This is a genomic window from Paenibacillus sp. 2KB_22 (assembly GCF_052115745.1).
Lineage (GTDB): Bacteria > Bacillota > Bacilli > Paenibacillales > Paenibacillaceae > Paenibacillus.
Genome location: NZ_JBFRHG010000008.1, coordinates 84,030 through 104,426 on the forward strand (window position 1 = coordinate 84,030; position 20,397 = coordinate 104,426).

The window sequence follows — 20,397 nt, forward strand, 5'->3', positions numbered from 1 at the left end:
AGGGGGCCTCTACCCGTTGCATTCACAACAATCAGGTCCTCAAATCTCATTCTACTTTACTCAGTCAAGTCATCCCCAAGCGATAAAAAGAATTGAGCCTCCTCCATACACCGTCCTATAATATACAATTGTATACAATCCAAGAGAGTGGTGGATAGCACAGTAGGTCATCCGATCCAAACCGTTAAACCCATCACACTTCGGAACCAAAGGAGGGCCAGAGTGAAAAACAGAGCAAAGGATGCAACAACAGATGCAGGAGCAACAACAGAAGGTGATGCAACAATTGAAGCGAAAGCAACAGCAACAGCATCAGATGTCAAGACCAATGCAGAAGCAAACAAAAATACGAAAGCAAACACAAGAGCAAACCCCAGCGCTATGAAGCGGAAGTGGGCTCCCCGTTTCAAAGAGTTTATTCGACGCAAGCCCAAGACGCTGGCTTTTAAAATCCCGTTTGCCTACTTTGTCATTATTCTGCTAACGGTGGCGTTCAGTGCGTTGGTGTTGAATCGAATCTCGGAAAATGACGCGCAGCGAAAAATTAATGAAGCATCACTGCAGACAATCACATCCATTGAGACCAATGTTAATCTGATGATCGGGAACGTAAACAATTATTCGAAAATGATTTTCTCCGATCCCAACTTGCAGAACCTGCTGCGGCAGGGCAATGTGTACTCCAATTTACAGACACAGTCCAAGGTTAGCGCGTATTTGACTAATCTTATGCAAGCGGTTCCAATTATCGATTCAGTCTATATTTACGATAATTCGGGTCACCGATTCTCGGTTGGTACACAGGAATGGCCTACGTTTATGGAAGCGAGTGTAAAGGAAGCACCGTGGTATGAACAGGCTTTGAAGCACAACGGACGATATCTGCTCAGGCTGAATGGTGGCAACAAAGATAGCGGAGTCTCGGCCATGGGGGAGAATGATGGGCAAGAGGTGGTCTCGTTTATTCGCCTCATTCGGGATCTGGATGATACGTCTCCGCTTGGATTTCTGGTCATGAACATCAAGGGGGCATCCATCGCTCAGGCCTACGCTAACCTGTCTGCACCGGATTCATTTCAGGTGGCCATTCTGGATGAGCATCAGCGGGTGATCGCAACCAACGCAACTGATGGAAAGAAGGACGTGTCTGTGGTATCCGACGCATCCATATCCTTGTCTGCGGCTTCTGGACAGGAAGGCATGCACGAGATGTTAGAGGCCAATCAGGCTAAGTTAAAACAAGCATTTCAAGAGCAGCCCTCCGGCTTCATCACCTTGCAATCAGGTGGTCAGGAATATGCGGTGACCTATCGTTCGGCTGGTGATGATCAGTGGAAATTCATCAGTATGAGTCCATACCGGGCTACGGATACCCGTAATAAATCCATGGTGCTGCTCGCGTTGATCCTGCTGGCGGTGAACGGGGCTGTATTTTTTGTAAGTTCATTCATCATCTCGCGCAGTGTCATCAAGCCGATTCACAAGCTGCTTCGTGCCATGCAGAAAGCGCCAAGCGGCAACTTCCGTAAAGTGACGGTTGAGCTGAACAGCTACGAGTTCGAACAGCTATATGGAGGATACAACCAGATGATTGAGCAGATTGACCAGATGCTGAAACGCATCATTCAGGAGCAGCAGACGATCCGCCGTGCAGAGCTGAATACACTTCAGGCGCAGATCAAGCCGCATTTTTTATACAACACACTGGATTCCATCACCTCCCTGGCCATGTCGGGCATGAACGATAAGGTATGTGAGCTGTTAGAAGCGCTCGGAAGTTACTATCGCCTGAGTGTCAGCAAAGGCCGTGAACTGATTACACTGCACGAGGAGGTAGAGATTGTACGCAATTATCTGACGATCCAGCAGGTGCGCTACCCCGGTGTGTTTGAGGTGCAGTACGATATTGCTCCAGATTGTGAGCGGGTGATGATTCCCAAGCTCGTACTCCAGCCGCTGGTGGAAAATTCACTGTATCATGGCATTCGCCCCAAAGGCAGCCCAGGCAAGATAAGCATTCAAGCACGTCGATTCAAGGAAGGGGTACTTTTAACGATTACTGACGACGGAGTTGGCATGTCCGAGGAAGAAGTGCAGCAGGTTCAACGCAAAGAAATAAACCGTTCTAACCGTTTTGACTCAACGAACTCATCTAACTCATCTAATTCAACTAATCTTTCCAATCCTTCAGATCTTTCTAATCTTTCTAAGATTACCTATAACTCTAAACACAATCCAAGCTTTGGCTTATGGGGAACGATGGAGCGACTTCGTATTTTCTACGATAGAGAGGATGGACTCAAGCTGGAGAGCGAGGTTGGAAAAGGAACCACCATTATGATAACGATCCCGAAGGGAGCCAATGAATCATGGAATTAACTGTGGAACCTTTAAAGGTATTGATTGTGGACGATGAATACCTTATCCGAAATCTGCTGCGTATGCGTATCGATTGGGAGCAGCAAGGCATGGTCATCGTTGGCGAGGCCTCCGAAGCTGCGGAGGCTTTGGATCAGGTTGAACTGTTGCGTCCAGACATCGTATTCACGGACATATACATGCCAAAGATGGACGGCATTGAACTGAGCCGTATCCTCATGGAGCGTTACCCGAGCCTGAAAATCGTGGTTGTGACGGGACATGATGAATTTGAGTATGCTCGTCAGAGTGTGAAGCTGGGCATATCCGATTTTATTTTGAAACCCATTCGTGCTTCGGAGTTATTACAGGTTACGGCGAAGCTGCGAGCGGCGATCGAACAGGAGATGGGACGCGAATGGGAGCTGATAAAGCTGCGGGAGGAAATGGAGCAGAGCTTGCCTTATCTCAGGGAGAGGTTTGTGAATCAATGGTTAAGTCATGTGGTGCCTGAGGATGAACTACACGAGAAGGCGCGATTCTTCGGCATTCCTATCTCGTCTAGTGAATCAGGATTACGCATCGCAGTAATGGAGGTTGAGGTTGCTGTACCGCAAGCGAAGATAGAGGCACCAGATGTATATCCATATCTGCCCGAGACATCTCATCAAGCACATCAAGCACATCAAGCCAGTCAACCCCACCAACTCAGCCAAGTTCAAGGAGAGCCTCAACACGATCAAACCCATATAAGCCGCCATCAGACAGAAGCCCATCCACAACCCGCTGAGGAAGTACATATTCTGCTGCGAATGGTAGGCATGAAGCAGGTGCAGTCTTTTTATCCGCAGGATTCACACACCCTTATCGTTATGGACCCGCATAACCGGATCGTTGTACTCTCGCTTGGTGCGGATACCGAATTCACCAATCAGGTACAGCAGCTTCAGGAAGAACTTCAACATACGCTTAAATTCGAAGGGTGTGAAGTTGATGTGACCGTAGGGATTGGGCAATGGCAATCAAGATGGGAAAAGGCCTGTGTGGGATACCGGGAAGCTTGTCGTGCACTCGATTATCAGGCGTTTGTAGGGAAAAATCAGGTCATTTGCTTCGAGGATCTGGTCATCGAAAGCGGGAATAGGCCCTACCACTCGGATGCTCAGCTGCTCCAACAACTGCAATTTAACGTCAGTGTTGGTGCGGGAGAAGAAGCGGTATTGTTGCTGGAGCGTATGCTGTCTGTGCCATTCTCGGACGTTTCACAGTTTCGGATGGCAGCCATGGATGTGGTTACGGAGTGCCAGCGCGCTGCCATAGAGCAGCAGCTTGAGGGAGAGCACGCATTGAACAAAGAGGCCGTTGCAGCCATTTTTACAGCAAATCATCTGCCCGAACTAAAAAGCATGCTGAAGCAGCATGTCCGCACCGTATCGGATGTCGTACAAGCCAAGCGACAGGTCAAGGAAGGCAACCTGATCGACCGGGTGATGGCTTATCTTGAAGAGAACATGAGCAATGTTGAAGTGGGACTTTCCAGTACCGCGGCTGCTTTTTACGTAAGTTCGGGCCATCTGGGGCGGTTGATGAAAAAAGAAACCGGGCAGACATTTGTGGAATATCTGACCCAACTCCGCATGAAGAAGGCTGAACTGCTGCTGAAACAGACGGATATGAAAGGTTATGAGATTGGGGAGCAGGTAGGCATCCCGGACCCACACTATTTCAGCGTCTTGTTCAAAAAACATTTCGGCCGATCCATGAATGAATATCGAAATGTAAAAACATGAAAAACGAGAAATGTAGTCTGGAGTGTTGGGGGAGTGCGGCGAAGGTCTGAGCGTAAACTCGCTTCTGGTTCCAGTTCCACATATGTTCGAAAATTACAAATCGATGCCTGTTTTCTAAATGGAGAACAAGGCACAGTTTGCCTAAAATATGGGCTAGAACCAACGAAAACACATAGGGAGGTCCGTAGATATGAAAGCGCTATTAAAAAAATCAGCAAGTTTAATTCTGACGCTGGGCATTGTAAGCAGTCTGGCAGCATGTTCATCCGGCTCGTCCGGCGGTGCACAGGGGGAAAGTAATGGGAAGATAAAGCTGACGCTGTGGGATCAATCAGTCGGCAATACCGATCCTTCGGCCAAGCTGCTGCCCGAGATTGTGGAGAAATGGAACAGCGAGCATCCAGACATTCAGGTTGAACGTACGGGCACGACAGGAGAACAGTACAAAACCAAAGTCAAAACATCGATTGCAGCTGGTGAAGCGCCGGACCTGTTCTATGGCATGGGTGGCGGCAGCTTCATGCAGCCGTACATCAAATCCGGTAATGTGCTGGAAATCTCAAGTTACCTGACGGACGATATCAAAGAACGGATGGGCCCGGGTATGGCTGAGGCGATCAATATGGACGGCAAAATCTACACGTTGCCCGTGTACACACATATCGCCAACCTTTACGTAAATACGGAATTGTTCGAGCAGGCGGGTGCTAAGATTCCGACCACCTATAACGAACTGCTGGATGCAGTCGCCAAGCTGAAAGCGGCAGGTATCACCCCGGCTGTGATTGGGGAAAAGGACCGCTGGCCGGGCATGTACTGGTACGACATTATTGCGATGCGCCAGGCAGGCAATGCTGCGGTGATGGAAGCCTTTAAAGATCCGTCAAAGTGGGATTCGCCCGACTTTGTTGCCGCCGCAACCAAAATGCAGCAGCTTGCGCAAGCAGGAGCATTCAACAGCAGCATGTTCAGCATGAGCTATGACGAGATGCTTGGGGCATTCAATGCAGGTAACGGGGCAATGATGTTTCAGGCCAACTGGGTGAATGCAGGAATTGAGGACCCGTCCTCCGCAGTCAAAGGCAAAGTGAAAGTGATTCCGTTCCCGGTGTTTGAGGATGGTAAAGGCACCAATACCGAAATCTTCGGCGGAGCCGTCGATGGTTTCTACATTAACCAGAATACCAAGCATCCGAAAGAAGCGGTGGAATTCCTCAAGTATCTGAGCGAGCAGCTGGGTACGCAAGGTTTCCTGGCCGGAGCCGGTCTGCCAAGCTGGAAAACCGATGCACTCGACACGTCCAGTCTGTCCTCCCTGGATCTGTCTGCGGCAGATATTATGAAAACGGCGACCTCATTTATTGCCTGGTGGGATAACATTCTGCCAGCGGAGTCTGCCGAAGCGCACAAAAACCTGATTGCTCAGTTGCTGGCTGGCGATGTAACACCTGAGGAGTTCTGCAAACAAATGGCACAGCTCAAACCAACAGAACTAAGTCTGTAGGTTAAACAGCTAAAGCCCAAACAAGGCGTGGTCCGGCATATCCCGGTCACGCCTTTGAGAGGAGAACAATAATGAACTCTGTATTTTCCAATAAAGGCACGATCGCCGTCTTTGTACTGCCCACCCTGATTCTGTTCTGCGGGATTGTGCTTATTCCGATCTTTGTCTCCAGTTATTACAGTCTGCTGGACTGGAACGGCGTAGGCAGGGGGACATTTATCGGCCTGGACAACTATGTGGAGATGTTTAAGGATACCCGTGTGCTGAATTCGATCAAAAACTCTCTGTTATTCGCGGGTGCTTCGGTGTTCATTCAACTGCCGATCTCGCTCGTGCTCGCACTGATTCTGGCGTCCAACGTTAAGGGGGAAGGGTTCTACCGGACCGTGTATTTCATCCCGGTATTGATCTCGACAGTGGTTATTGCGCAGTTGTGGTCAAAAATCTACAATGCCGATTATGGCCTGCTGAACGTGCTGCTGCAAAGTATCGGCTTATCCAGCCTGGCACAGGATTGGCTGGGGCAAAAGGATACCGCCCTGGCGGCATCGTTTATTCCAACCTTGTGGCAGTACGTGGGGTATCACATGCTGCTGATGTACGCAGGAGCGAAATCCGTCTCACAGGATGTGCTTGAAGCTGCAAGAATGGATGGTGCTTCACGTCTTCGCACGGCGTGGTCCATTATGATCCCTTTAATGAAGCCCATCCTGAAGGTAAGCCTTGTATTTTCGGTTATTGGTGCATTCAAGGTGTTTGACCTGATCTATGTGCTGACAGGCGGCGGCCCGTTCTATACCACTGAAGTGCCGAGCACGCTGATGTACGCCACCATTTTTGATACGTTCCGGTACGGATATGGCAGTGCAATCTCGGTATTTATCATTGTGGAGTGTCTGGTATGTACGATCCTCATTAATTCATTGTTCAAAACGGAATAGAAGGAGGCATGAGGCATGAGTACCGTAGAAGTCATGTTGCAAAAAAAGCCCAAGCCAAGGTCCATCTCCGGACCAATCGGGAAAGTGTTCCTGCAAGCGTTTCTGATCCTCGTTGCAATTGTGCAGATCTACCCGCTCATCTGGCTGGCGCTGTTTTCCTTGAAGGATAACAGTGAAATCTTCAGCGGCGATGTTGCCGGATTGCCGAAGGCGTTTCTGTGGAGCAATTACACCAAAGCCATGTCCGACGGCCATGTGCTGACCTATTTTATGAATAGCGTGCTGGTCACAGCTGCCTCCATTGTCTTGGTACTGATCTTGTCTTCGATGACGGGATACGCAATCACAAGAATGAACTGGAAGCTCAGCGGGCTCACGATGACGATTATTTTGCTGGGCATGATGGTGCCGATCCATGCGGCGCTGCTGCCATTGTTTATTATTTTGAAGAATCTGAGCCTGCTCAACAGCTATTGGTCTCTGATTATTCCCTATGTGGCATTTGGCATTCCGATGGCGGTATTCATTCTGGGCAGTTTTTTCAAAGGTATCCCGGGAGAGATGGAGGAGTCGGCGGTGATCGACGGCTGCGGCATCTACCGGACGTTTTTCTCTATTATTCTGCCTCTGGTAACCCCGGCTATATCAACGGTAGCCATCTTCACGTTTTTGTCGTGCTGGAATGAGCTGATGTTTGCGGTCACGTTTATCAATAACACGGCTTATCAGACATTGACGGTGGGCATGATGTCGATGGTGGGAACGTACATTACGCAATGGGGTATCATTGGTGCGGGATTGATGATTACGACGGTGCCAACGGTGGTCATCTATCTGCTGTTGAACAAACAGGTGCAGAAGAGCATGATTGCAGGTGCGATCAAAGGTTAGTTGGAGGCTGGACTGGAGGGCGTAGCGGTAGAAGCGCTTGCTGCTCGCTCACTGTACTCTCTTTCTGGTAGATATCGGCTTGATTCAGGATTTCGCAAGGTGTGATCTCTGGACTGGACCGCAGTCTATGAACATGGAATAATAAGGGGTATATATCCAGTCAGTTGCAGAGAGGGGTCATTATGATATGGTCAAGATCGCGATGGTAGAGCAGGAGTCTGTTCGGGAAAAGGTTGTGGCGTTTACGTTTGATGATGGGCCGCATCCGGTGTATACACCTCAAGTACTTGAGATATTCCGTCGTGCTGGTGGGCAGGCGACGTTTTTCATGATTGGGAAAGAGATAGAGGCTCATCTGGAGATTGCGGCGGAGGTACACCGTGAAGGGCATGAGATCGCAAACCATACATACACGCATCCCGACCTGACCAAGCTGACGCTGGAGGAAGCCGGGAAAGAGTTGCAACGCGCAGAACATCTTGTTCAAGAAGTTACAGGGCAACCCGCCCGCAGCTTCCGACCGCCGTATTTTGGCGTAAACGATGATGTATTGTCTCTGGCAGCGGAGCGTGGATATCGCACGGTTGGTGCGGTCAACGGTGATGCGAAAGATTGGGACAATCCCGGCGTTGAGCATATTCTGGAGCATACCCGGTCTGCGGTGAAACCTGGCAGCGTGCTGATATTCCATGACGGGTACGGGGAGCGTTCCCAGACGGTGGAGGCGGTTCGTGTGCTGGTGGAGGAATTGGTCGCAGAAGGGTATCGATTGGTGACGGTGAGTGATTTGTTGGACATTTCACGTGATTAGGATGAAAAGATAACATAATCAAGTGGACCCATCATTCTTTGAATGACAGGGTCCTTTTTATATATAATTTGTATAGGAAGAACGGAGCGAAAGCACAAACTTTGCTTGCCCTCTCAAACTACTTTATAATAATAGGCTAAACTAGATTATGTCAGGAGGAAACAATGGACTTTATCAAAAATCAACTAGAAGAACTCGGCATGAGTGGACCCTCCATTGGTTATCTTTCAAACATCATTATGATTATTTTTATAGCAGTGATCTCGATATTGGCAAATGTGATTGCCAAGCGAGTGGTACTGAAGACGGTGCATCGTATTGTAAGTAACAACCGTTTCAAGTGGGGCCACATCGTGGTTCAGAAAAATTTATTTCAGAAGCTGTCACACCTCGTGCCGGCCATTATTATCTATTATTCGGCTTATATTTTCTCGCCCTATCAGGCCATAATTGAAAAAGCAGCAATGACCTACATGATTGTCATCATGATCACGGTACTGAATGCTTTGCTTAATGTATTTGATGATATCTATCGTACCTATGAGGTGTCGAAAATTCGCCCAATCAAGAGCTACATTCAGGTAGCCAAGATTGTCCTGTTCATAATTGGGGGCATTATCGTCATCTCCAGCCTGATCGGACAGAACCCGCTCATTATCCTCAGTGGACTTGGGGCGTTATCGGCGGTATTAATGCTCGTGTTCAAAGACTCGATCCTTGGCCTCGTGGCTGGTGTACAGCTATCGTCAAACGATATGGTGCGCGTCGGAGACTGGATCGAGATGCCCAAGTATAATGCGGACGGCGACGTCATCGACATTACATTGAACACAGTGAAAGTGATGAATTTCGATAAAACGATTACGATGATTCCAAGCTATGCCCTCATATCGGACTCGTTCCGTAACTGGAGAGGCATGCAGGTGTCCGGCGGTAGAAGGATTAAGCGGAGTATCTATATTGATATCAGCAGTATTCGTTTTTGTACGGAAGAGATGGTGGCTGAATTTGAGAAGATTCATTACCTGACGGATTATGTCACTTCCAAACTTAAAGAAATTCAAGCATACAACATGGAGCACGAGGTGAATACCGAAAGCAACGTGAACGGCAGACAGCTCACAAACGTCGGTGTATTCCGGGAATATATCCATCAATACTTGAGGAACCATCCAAAAATCAATAAAGATATGACGATGATTGTGCGACAGCTGGCACCGGAAGATCGTGGGCTGCCTCTGGAAATCTATGCATTCAGCAATGATATTAACTGGGGTGTATATGAGAATGTTCAGGCGGATATTTTTGACCACATCTTCGCGGTGGCGTCAACATTCGGACTGCGTGCTTTCCAGAATCCAACCGGACATGACATTGTGCAGCTGAAAGAGGATAAGCAATTTGTACGAGAATACTAGGGTCTCTTAATAGCTCTGCCTTTTCCAAAATACTATTTCAATTCACCCTGTAGATTCTCTTATGCCAAATTGATTCAAGCCCCCTAGGAGGGGTAGAATAACGAGAGGGCGATCAATTTCTAACAGTCTAATCTCGGAACGAAAATCTAACCTTTTGGCAAAGGAGAGGTCTCACATGAACCATCAGATTCCGGAATATACATTGAACGATGGCTTGAAAGTACCTGCAATTGGATTTGGTACTTATAGTTTGATAGGTGAAGAAGGCGTTAAATCGATCGCGTCCGCAATGGATGCGGGTTATCGATTAATTGATACGGCGTATAACTATGAGAATGAGGCAACGGTGGGCAGAGCAATCAAACAAAGCTCCATCGCCAGAGAAGATCTGCTCATTTCCTCGAAGCTGCCGGGGCGTTATCACGCTCATGATAAAGCACTGGTGGCGATCCAGGAATCCCTGTACAGAGCGGATCTGGATTATTACGACCTGTATCTGATTCACTGGCCCAATCCGAAGAAGGACATGTATGTCGAGGCATGGCAAGCACTGATCGAAGCCAAAAAACGTGGATATATCCGATCCATTGGAGTCAGCAACTTCCTGCCTGAGCACAATGAACGGCTGATCAAGGAAACGGGGGTAGCGCCGAGTCTGAATCAGATTGAGCTGCATCCATTCTTCGACCAAGCCGATCAGCGGGAACAGGATACAAAACATGGCATCGTGAACGAATCCTGGAGTCCGATCGGACGTGGCAATGATGCCGTACAGGATATTCTGAAGGATGAGAACATTCTTGGAATTGCTGAAACGCATGGCAAAACGCCAACCCAGATCATTCTGCGGTGGCATGTTCAGCTGGGTTCCATTCCAATTCCGAAAGCGGGCTCCTTGCAGCATCAGCAGGAAAATATCGATATATTCGATTTTGAGTTGAGTACAGAAGAGATGCAGGTCATCTCTGCATTTAATCGTACGGATGGACGGTTGTGGGATCAGGACCCAAGCGAGTACGAAGAGTTTTAAAGAACGACAAATGAAGGGCTGCTCCCATGTCAGATATGACAGGAGGCAGCCCTTTATTGTTGAAGCATAGTAAGCAATGTTGCAGTTTTTCATGTTGCGTAATTTCTGCTTACTGTCCCGCAGGGATACGGAAGGTCAGAATCTCATACGGTTTGATATCAAAAGAAATCCGGCCATTTTCCACGGCGCATTCCGCTTCGTTGTTCTCGAGCAAATCACATGCGTATGCCGTAGCACCTGCTCCTTCAGGTAATTGCAGGGAAGCACGGCTGCGGCGGCCATGTGCTTCATAGAGACGGATGATCATATCATCGTTGTTCTCGGCTTTTTTGATAACCTCCAGCACGACATTATCCTGATCGACCGATGCGAGTGACCACAACTCAGGTAACGTGCCGGTTTGCGATGCAATCTCACGAGCAACCAGCGGCCGGTTGAGATCATAAGCAGCTTGGATGACACGTCCTTCACGGAAGTCGCCCTTATGCGGATAGAGCGCGTAGGTGAATACGTGCTGCTCTTTGTCAGCATTTTCATTTGGGTACGTTGCGCTCTTGATCAGCGACAATCGCATCACCGAGTTATGAATATCATATCCATACTTGCAGTCGTTCAGCAGTGCCGCACCGTACCCGTTCTCCGCCAGATCAGCCCACTTCTGTCCGCACACTTCAAACCGGGCTTGATCCCAGCTCGTATTCCGGTGGGTAGCACGTTCAACGTTGCCGTACTGGATTTCGTAGACCGCTTTCTCACTCCAGATGTCCAGCGGGAAGGCGGTTTTCAGCAGCAAATGCTCCTGTTTCCAATCCACAAACGTACGGAAATCAATTCGGCGTGTATGCGCGTAGAAGATGATCGTTTGTTCAACGGCAGAGTCCAGGAACTGTCGCGTCACTTGCAACACGGAACGCACCGGCCCGCTTTCAACCCACTCCAGTGACTGCAGGTCATTAATCTCCCACATATGCTGTTCATAATAGTCGTCAATGTTCCATGCCTCGTATTCTGCAGGTCGATCCTCGAACACTTGTAGCACATTACCACGCTTGCCAGACTGAAGCAGCTCACGCCCCTCCAGCTTGTCCCATACGGATATGAACTCGGCACTTTCATTCAGTTGAATATCGTACCAAGGTGTATGGATGTGGTGCTGATTGGCTTCCCACTGTGCAACCGATACGCCCGCAACAAGTTCATCTGTCAGATCCGGTGTGATTCGGAAGGATTTATACCCGGATGCCGGCACGTTCTCTGCAAGGAACACAAGTCCGCCTTCGGGAGTATGCTGGCTTGGTACAGGGCGATCTCCATCATGGACGGTCACTTTTCTCGCAAAAGCAGGCAGTTCAACCACGTCCGTCCGTACGAATCCGGTAGTGTTGAATACGACAATGGCTTCGCCATCAGATGTAATTTGGCTTGCAATGCCGTTCAGTGCGCTGTCTTTCAGCTCATCCGTGACACGCAGCACTTCTTCATATTGCTCCTTGGAATCCACATATACCTGCTCAATGGAGCTGCCCGGGAGAATATCATGGAACTGGTTCAGCATCGTCAGCTTCCATGCATGCTCCAGTGCATCAGTTGGATAGGCCGCTTGGGCATTGGCCTGACGATGAATCATGGCATACAGCTCGGCATCGGCCAGTGCAAATTCACTATGACGGTTGTACCGTTTGTTGCGGGCCATGGAAGTGTAGGTACCGCGGTGATACTCCAGATACAGCTCACCCGACCAGCAGGGAACGGAAGGGACATCCGCCAGATTTTGCTCCAGCTTCTCGAAAAACTCACGTACAAAGGTACGTTTCACCGCAGGCACACCCGGCAATCCAACATCAAGTCGTCTGCCATGCTCCAGCATCTCTTCGGTTGGTCCTCCGCCGCCATCACCGAATCCGAAACATTGCAGAACATCTGAATTGATGTTTTTGTTCTGGTATCGCTGCCACGTGCCTTTGACTTGAGAGGCGTTGAATCGTCCATTATAAGTCGTCTCGAAGCGACGTTGTCTGAAATCAGGATGCTTGTCATAGTCTGTCGCTGTGATGAAATGGGTTAGAACTTCAGAGCCGTCAATACCTCTCCAGTACATCGTGTCATTCGGAATCTGGTTCGTATCATTCCAGGCAATTTTGGTGGTCATAAAATAATCAATGCCACTCTTGCGCATAATCTGCGGCATCGCTGCACTATAACCAAATACATCCGGCAACCAGAGCACACGGTTCTCTACGCCGAACTCATCCTTGAAGAAACGTTTCCCGTATATAATCTGACGGATCATGGATTCGCCGGAGATCAGGTTACAATCGGCTTCCAGCCACATCGAACCTTCCGCTTCCCAGCGGCCTTCGGCTACCTTTTCCTTGATTTTTTCATAGAGAGACGGGTAGTCTGCTTTCAGGTACGCATACAGCTGGGGCTGAGAGGACATGAACGTGTATTCTGGAAACTTGTCCATCAGATACAATACACTCGCGAAGCTGCGAATGACCTTCTCTCGAGTCTGATCCAATGTCCATAGCCATGCCACATCGATATGCGTGTGTCCGATACAGTGCACGGTAGGGATGTGATCACCAGCAGGGCGGACATCACCATAGACATGATCTTGCAGATATTGGCGCGCTTCCGGTACCGAAGCATGGAATTCTGCGCTGTTCTCCTGACGCAAATCCAGCAGATTCACGGCTTTATTCAGATGTTCGACCAAATTCAGCCGCTCCAGATCATCCTCACGTAGCAGATCCGCAGCATCGAGCGCAGCCTTAAGATCGTAATATAGATCTGTGACAGGCTGATGATGCTCAGCTACATAGACATTGAGAAAGACATCGGCCGCCGAAGTACTACAGTACGCATATAAAGCCAGTTCGAATTCTTCGCCTTTTGCCGCAGCAGGTGTCAGGTCAATTTCCGTATGGTTCACATCCAGACCGCAGATCAATTCTCCATTGATGAATGCCAGGAATTGTGGATTATCATAGTTCCAGATATCATCCGCACCGGTGACAATGGTACATACGACTTTTTTTCCTTCCATATGATCCGGGATGCGAATCCGGGTTTTGAAGCAGCTGTGTACATCTTTACCGCCCCAGCCATCACCCTTACGAAATACGTTCCAGGAGGAAGGGTCCTCATGCACCAGCTCCCAGGAGTGGTAACCACTTTCTTTATGATAAAGCTCCGGTATATATGTTTTTGAGGTCAGTCGTGCACGTTCCAAGTGTTTAACTATGGTATGGATCCGAGTATACAAGGAATTCATTTTCATGTTGGTTTCCCACCTTGGTTTGTAGTAAGTACAGGCTGTAGTCGTCGTTGGAGCAAGAATACTGCAAGCGCTAACATATCAACTCTATCATAACAAAGGGGAAAGGGAGCAAACTACGTAATGTATGCTGAAAAAGACGTCTTTTTATTGCATTTCATGCTAAAATAAAATCATTAGTATCGGGATAGGAGGCATGTCCATGACAACATCCGTTTTGACATACGAGCAGGGATATGTAATCCATGTCAATCAGCCTGGAGACGAACTCTTTTATCATCTGGACTATGACGAGCGTTCTCATGACCTGAATATGGAGTTTCAGCACTTTCATGATTTTTATGAAGTCTGTATTCTTCTGGATCGTACGGCTGCGCATATTATTGAAGGCAGTTTATATGAGATTCAGCCATTGGATATCGTGCTGCTGCGACCTTCTTTGCTGCATAAGACGCAGTATCCGAAAGGTACACCGCCAAAACGGTTGATGATTAATTTTGCGATGCCTCGCCATATGCCAGGACTTGAGAACGGTTACAATGAACTATTCTCCATTTTTGATGAAGAGGTTCCGATTTTCCGCTTCCCGGAAGAACGGCGCAAAGAAATCCTCGCGCCCATCAATGATATTTTTGCCATATCCCAGCAGCGATCTACGCTTCAACCGGTTGTGATCCATCATAAATTTGTAGAATTTCTATGTGCAATTCATCGTTACGCGGCAGAGAACGGGTATGTGCGAGAAGAGACAGGATCATCGATGTCCCGGCGCATGTATGCCATTGCATCCTATATTCACAGCCATTATCAGCAGGATTTATCTTTGGACGAGGTGTCCAGGCGGTTTTATGTAAGTGCCCACCACTTGTCCCGCCAATTCAACAGGGTCACTGGTTTTACCTTCACGGAGTATGTGCAGATGACCCGTATTCGAAATGCCCAGCAATTGCTGCTGAATTCGAGTGAAAAAATTACGGACATTGCTGCACAGTGTGGTTTCGCCAGCTTTTCCCAGTTCAATCGCATCTTCAACAAACAGAGCGGTATGTCACCAAGTGCCTATCGACGGAGCAGACCATCGCAGAGCAAACATGAAATGATGCTTGTGGGTGAAAGACCCGAGTGACGTTAGCGCCTAGCGTGAGATAATAAGCGGAGTGATGGACAGGCTTAAATTGCTAGTTAACGGGCTATTTTTCTGGACAGGAGATTTTTATGAAAATAATAGCTAAGACATGGTATAGGGTTGGGTCCATCTATTTTATGATTTAGCTAGGGACAAACCGCCATCATACATCCGATATACTTTGTCACAATATTCAAGCATGCGCTCATCATGGGTAACCATAATGGCTGCTTTTTGGCGTGATTTCACTTCTTGCGCGATTAGACTAACCACTTCATGGGCTCGTTTGGTGTCCAAACTGGCGGTTGGTTCATCGGCTAAGATGATGTTGGGATTATTCATTAAAGAACGCGCAATGGCTGTCCGTTGTTTCTCACCACCGGATAACTCTTCGGGAAAACTTTTTAACTTCAAACCGAGCCCCAGTTCTTCCAGCAGCTTGGTGGCAAATGCCTTATCCTCTTTTTTGACCGTTCCCGCCATTCTTTTTACAACTAACAGTTGATCGAGAACATTTAGATAGGGAACTAGATTTGAAGATTGCATAATAAATCCAACTTCTTGCAGCCGTATAGTAGATAGCTCTTTCTCCGTAAGCTTCGAAATATGATTTCCGTTTAGTTGAATATCTCCTTCGGAGGCTTTTAGCATAGTCCCAGCAATAGACAAGAATGTACTTTTACCAGAACCAGAAGGTCCAACGACAGCAACAAATTCCCCCGGTTCCACGGATATGGATACATGATCGAGCGCGGTGATCCGATTGTTTCCTTCGGCATAATACATGGTGACTTCCCGCATGTGCAATCCCTTACTCATTATTCAACCCTCCCGAGCGCTTTAAGCGGATCAATCTTCGTAATTTTGCGAACAGATACCAGTGAACTTAACATAGCGATAACCAGCAGGATAATAGAATAATTGAATACAAGACTGGTTTCCAGCTTAAATGGCATTCCTTTTGGCATAATTGCTGCTGTCCCATAAGTCAGCAAGATTCCAACAACAATGCTAGTCAGCGAAAGGACAAACACTTGCGAGATAATGGCTTTTCCCAAGAAACGGTTGCTGGCACCGATCGCTTTCATAATGCCAAACTGATTGGTCTTTTGCATCGTAATGACATAGAAGAATACCCCGAGTACAAATGCTGAGATCGCGAGCAGAAAGGCAAGCATCATCAGAATCGTTCCGTTCTCTTCTTTGTATCCTGGCATGCCTTGCACAGCTTCCGACCGGGTAACGGTATCCGTACTGGATAACTCTTTGTTTATCGCTTCAGGATCAATATTTTCGCCTTGTAACATGATCGCATTAACCGGTCCGGCAATTCCTTTATCTGAACCTGGAGCCGCAAAGGCAATCTTCCGCCATTCAGCCATTGGTGTAAATACAGATGCAACGTGGTTATACGTCTGATTCTCCACAAATCCGATAATGGTCAATGATTCCGTCGTGCCATCCAGTTGAAAGGTGTCCCCGATATTATAGCCCTCATCTTTTAGGGTCGAATTCACTACCACACCGGTGGGATTCTCGGAAGACAGGCTGTCACCTTCTACAATAGCTGGTTCCAGGAAACTTCCTGGGTTAATTCCTATAATCGCTATATCGACTTTATCTTCATTCTTGGTACTCGTCTCTTTCATTGCTGTTGCCATCGTACTTCCCATAGGTGATGCAGCATCTACATTAGGAAGTTGTTCCGCCTTCGCCACCAGTTGATCTGACAGCAGTGACTTGCTCATGGAAGACTGAGCCCCTTCTTCAAAGATGACATAATCAGCCTTCATGGTCTTGAATGTTGATGCGGCTAGGGTGGACAATCCATTCCCCAGACCGGATAAAATAAATACCAACCAAGCCATCAGTACGAAGATAATGATAATCATCAAAAACTTCATTTTACTATGCATTAACTCCTTCATCGCTAAAAACATGATCTGTTCAACTCCTTCTCTCTTTTTTTGACACTTGTGTCAAATTAGATGCGCGGCCACGCGGTCTTCATCATTAAACGATATAAATGACACTTGTGTCAAATTTAATCCAAGAACAAAGTTAGCTCTTGGCTCCTCCGATCCACATTTGGAACAGTAGCTTTCCCCAATCAGGCGTAGGGATATTCATCATGTTAGGCGTATTAATTAAGTTGAAGAATACACCAACAAGTACAGGTAGAGGGATATCTTGCCGGAGGGCTTGATCCTGCTGTGCACGTTCAAATAAGCGTGATAATTGAATTTTGAGGGTCTTATGTGCTTCCTCAATAAATTCAAGATCTCTCGCTGCCGCAGCAGAATTAGTCGTATTAATTTTACTGGCATCTCCCAGAAGTTGATGGAGCGTCGATTCTTCTGCGTAGATCAGAAGCAATTGCTCAAGAGCATCCATGGGATCAGTCTCATCAACGGCTAATGAATTCTCCAACACGGTTGCTATTACACGCTTCATACAAGCAGCAACAATCTCTTCTTTATTGGCGTAATATTGATATATCGTGCTCCGGGCTCCAGACAGATGCTGTGAGAGCAGCTTGAGATGAAAACCGTCGTAGCCATGCTCAAGAATTAATTTCTTGGTCGTATCCAGTAGCTCTGTTTCGGTAAAAGATTGTTTTCTTCCCATTGAATCTCTTCCTTTTTCATTCTCATTTAAAGTCTCTTGTTTATTATGATCAGTTTAGCATATGTTTGATGGCCATAATACCAACCAAGACGATTGGTCTGAATAAATGGGTGGACGATATACAAAAAGGCAAATCCTTGAACTTACAAAGGGTTTGCCTTTTTCCTTCTATATATCGAATACCGACGATATACCGATACGTCTATAATTGATCTTACGATCAGACTCACGCATGTACCGGATGAATCTTGGTGTTATCCCTGATCCTTCGGTGCCATCTCAATGGCAGAGCGGATGGCAGCCAACATGCTTTTGTCATCGGCGATGTTCTTACCTGCGATGTCGAAGGCTGTACCGTGGTCAACCGACGTACGAATGATGCCGCCCTTCAGACCAACGGTGATGTTCACGCCTTCCTCGATGCCCATTACCTTAATTGGCGCATGGCCTTGGTCATGGTAGCAAGCTACTACGATATCGAAGTCGCCGCGGCCAGCGCGGAAGAAGAGTGTGTCCGCCGGGAGTGGACCAACGACGTTAATGCCTTCCTGTTGCGCACGCTCAATGCCGGGCTGCAGTTTTTCTTCTTCTTCCCCGTTGCCGAACAGTCCGTTCTCTCCGGCATGAGGATTGATTCCGCATACGGCTACGCGCGGATTCTCAAAGCCTGCTTTTTTCAGCGTATTATGGGCAAGCTTCACAACGGTGTAGGTTCTTTCCGGGTTGATACTCGCGATGGCATCAATCAGACCCATGTGTGTCGTCAGGTGAATGACTCTCAGATTAGGCGTCGTCAGCATCATCGAGAAGTCCTGTGTATCCGTCAGGTCAGCCAGAATTTCGGTGTGCCCTGGATACAGGTGCCCTCCTTGATGCAAGGCTTCTTTGTTCAAAGGTGCTGTGCAGATGGAGTGAATCTGGTGTTTTTTGGCGAGATCAATGGCTTTGGCGAGAAACTGGAATGCTGCATCCCCAGCCACGGCAGATACTTTGCCGTATTCCAAGTCCGCAGGGACAAGGTTCAAATCAATCACATCTACAGTACCGAATTCATACTTGGCTTCGGAAGGTTCTTGAATTGCGTTAACGTTCAGACTTGAGCCGATGACTGGCAGTACGCGCTCCAGAATCTTCGCATCACCGATAACGAGTGGGTTGCACTGATCATACATCTCTTGATGACCCAGTGCTTTCATAATAATCTCCGGTCCAATGCCTGCTGCGTCGCCCATCGTAATTCCAATTGTAGGTTTCATACGAGAATACCCCCTTTTAATTTTTGAATCGCATGGATAAAGACATCGGGTTTACCGAATCCGCCTGCTTTGGTAATCACATGCAGATCATCAATACCTATAAACTTGGAGATCGGCACGCCGATTTCAAGCTCATCCAGCAGCTCGAATCCGCTAATATTCCATTTCAGACAGATTTGTTTTGCCGTATCGCCACCAGTCATGGAGACACCCTTGAACAGTCCCTCTTCCAGCAGTCTGGCGCAGATCTCACCCATCGCGAGTACAATTTCATTGCTAACTTCGGTGTGATTAAGCCCCCGAACTTCGCCTGTGGCACGAGCCAGTTCAATATCAATCTGTTCAGCGGTGGAGTAAAGAACGACATCTTGTCCTTCCAGCGCCTTGTCTCGGACCTCGTTATAGACACGTTCCATCTCTTCCGTACGGTCTGCGGTTGCGGATACCGCTTTGAAAGAATGGAAGGAGACGGAAGCCACGCGGGACTTGCGCATCAAGCGATGCAGCTGCTCACGGGAGTTTTTGTTCACACTGCCTACTACCGTGAGAATTGGACCCGAATTCTCCGGGATATCAAGTGAAGCAGCCCTGGATTCCAACTCGTAATGCGCGGGGAGGTAATCCGCAATGCCCGCCGAACCTGCCCAAGTAAAGGTATAATCCAACTCGCGGGTCATCTGCAGAATCAGTTCCAGATGGCGTTCTTCGGTGGAGTCCACCATCACATACGGAATGTTATTTGTTTTCAACTGCTCCAGCTTGGTGCGAATATGATTCTGCCCGGCTTCCAGATCTGCGACGGTGATCTCGCCAACTTCGTACTTGGTCTGTTGTTTCAACAAGTCCGGAAGGTAGGAAATCGTAACAGGTGTCTTCGGATCATGCGCAATTTCAGTATCTGCCAGCGGAACGCCGTTCAGGTAATGAATTCCGTTCAGAATAGTCCGGTTATTTTTCGGATATCCTGGAGCAATCATCATAAAATCAGGCTTAACTATATCATACACAGCATCAATCTCGATGCCGATATTACCGCGCATGGTGGAGTCCATCTTTTTGAAAATCGTCTCAAATCCATTGTTCGTCAGCAATTCAGCGGCCCGATATACACGGTCATACGCTTCCTGCGGGGATATGGAACGACTATCTGTATCAAAGACGACAGCATCGTAATGTGTAAGAGGTTCTTCATTCATATTAAAAAGAACACTGGTCTTCAAGCCATGACGGGCAAGCTGCACCCCGCTGTCATTGGCACCGGTCAAATCATCTGCAATAATAGCTAATTTCATGCAGTCATCCCTCCTTGTAAGCAAAATTTCATAATAAGTCCGTCAGATCATCAATTAGCACAGATTAAGCAT

15 protein-coding genes are annotated in these 20,397 nt (G+C 47.8%); 9 read left to right on the forward strand and 6 right to left on the reverse strand.

The window, feature by feature from the left end:
- The first annotated feature begins 222 nt into the window (after window positions 1-222).
- From AB4111_RS27875 to AB4111_RS27910, 8 genes are all read left to right on the forward strand, one after another.
- A complete protein-coding gene (locus AB4111_RS27875) occupies window positions 223-2,379 on the forward strand; it encodes a cache domain-containing sensor histidine kinase (protein ID WP_442034323.1) in 2,157 nt (718 codons plus the stop codon).
- Entirely contained in the window at window positions 2,370-4,148 is a 1,779-nt protein-coding gene (locus tag AB4111_RS27880; RefSeq protein WP_442034325.1) for a response regulator, read from the forward strand. Before AB4111_RS27875 ends, AB4111_RS27880 begins: the two co-directional genes overlap by 10 nt.
- Before the next feature lie 190 nt (window positions 4,149-4,338).
- Window positions 4,339-5,652 carry an extracellular solute-binding protein gene (locus tag AB4111_RS27885; RefSeq protein WP_442034327.1) on the forward strand — a complete coding sequence of 438 codons (1,314 nt, stop codon included), beginning with the start codon at window positions 4,339-4,341 and terminating at the stop codon, window positions 5,650-5,652.
- Window positions 5,653-5,723: 71 nt separating this feature from the next.
- Window positions 5,724-6,593, forward strand: a complete 870-nt coding sequence (locus AB4111_RS27890; RefSeq protein ID WP_310342013.1) for a carbohydrate ABC transporter permease — start codon at window positions 5,724-5,726, stop codon at window positions 6,591-6,593.
- Between the two features lie 15 nt (window positions 6,594-6,608).
- Window positions 6,609-7,484, forward strand: coding sequence for a carbohydrate ABC transporter permease (locus AB4111_RS27895; RefSeq protein ID WP_442034329.1), 876 nt, complete (start codon window positions 6,609-6,611; stop codon window positions 7,482-7,484).
- A 187-nt stretch (window positions 7,485-7,671) separates the two neighbouring features.
- Entirely contained in the window at window positions 7,672-8,295 is a 624-nt protein-coding gene (locus AB4111_RS27900; protein WP_442034331.1) for a polysaccharide deacetylase family protein, read from the forward strand.
- Between the two features lie 164 nt (window positions 8,296-8,459).
- Window positions 8,460-9,713, forward strand: coding sequence for a mechanosensitive ion channel family protein (locus AB4111_RS27905; RefSeq protein WP_442034333.1), 1,254 nt, complete (start codon window positions 8,460-8,462; stop codon window positions 9,711-9,713).
- 175 nt (window positions 9,714-9,888) lie between these two features.
- Window positions 9,889-10,743: an aldo/keto reductase gene (locus tag AB4111_RS27910; protein ID WP_442034335.1), complete on the forward strand. Its 855-nt coding sequence runs from the start codon at window positions 9,889-9,891 to the stop codon at window positions 10,741-10,743.
- A gap of 109 nt (window positions 10,744-10,852) precedes the next feature.
- Here AB4111_RS27910 and AB4111_RS27915 read toward each other — a convergent pair whose 3' ends face one another.
- Window positions 10,853-14,026 (reverse strand): alpha-mannosidase, encoded by a 3,174-nt coding sequence (locus AB4111_RS27915; protein WP_442034337.1) that lies wholly within the window; start codon window positions 14,024-14,026, stop codon window positions 10,853-10,855.
- Between the two features lie 199 nt (window positions 14,027-14,225).
- Here AB4111_RS27915 and AB4111_RS27920 point away from each other — a divergent pair, with 199 nt between their 5' ends.
- Window positions 14,226-15,149: a helix-turn-helix transcriptional regulator gene (locus AB4111_RS27920; protein ID WP_091012062.1), complete on the forward strand. Its 924-nt coding sequence runs from the start codon at window positions 14,226-14,228 to the stop codon at window positions 15,147-15,149.
- 135 nt (window positions 15,150-15,284) lie between these two features.
- On the opposite strand, the gene AB4111_RS27925 is transcribed toward AB4111_RS27920, so the two are convergent.
- The 5 genes from AB4111_RS27925 to AB4111_RS27945 form a co-directional block, all read right to left on the reverse strand.
- Window positions 15,285-15,968, reverse strand: a complete 684-nt coding sequence (locus AB4111_RS27925; RefSeq protein WP_442034339.1) for an ABC transporter ATP-binding protein — start codon at window positions 15,966-15,968, stop codon at window positions 15,285-15,287.
- Entirely contained in the window at window positions 15,968-17,089 is a 1,122-nt protein-coding gene (locus AB4111_RS27930) for an ABC transporter permease (protein ID WP_442034341.1), read from the reverse strand. Before AB4111_RS27930 ends, AB4111_RS27925 begins: the two co-directional genes overlap by 1 nt.
- 121 nt (window positions 17,090-17,210) lie before the next feature.
- The gene (locus AB4111_RS27935) at window positions 17,211-17,777 is read right to left on the reverse strand and encodes a TetR/AcrR family transcriptional regulator (RefSeq protein WP_124118296.1); all 567 of its coding nucleotides are present in this window, start codon (window positions 17,775-17,777) and stop codon (window positions 17,211-17,213) included.
- Window positions 17,778-18,031: 254 nt separating this feature from the next.
- Window positions 18,032-19,033: a 4-hydroxythreonine-4-phosphate dehydrogenase PdxA gene (gene pdxA, locus AB4111_RS27940; protein WP_442034344.1), complete on the reverse strand. Its 1,002-nt coding sequence runs from the start codon at window positions 19,031-19,033 to the stop codon at window positions 18,032-18,034.
- On the reverse strand, window positions 19,030-20,325 hold the full coding sequence (locus AB4111_RS27945; RefSeq protein WP_442034346.1) for a four-carbon acid sugar kinase family protein: 1,296 nt from the start codon (window positions 20,323-20,325) through the stop codon (window positions 19,030-19,032). Before AB4111_RS27945 ends, pdxA begins: the two co-directional genes overlap by 4 nt.
- Window positions 20,326-20,397: the final 72 nt, after the last annotated feature.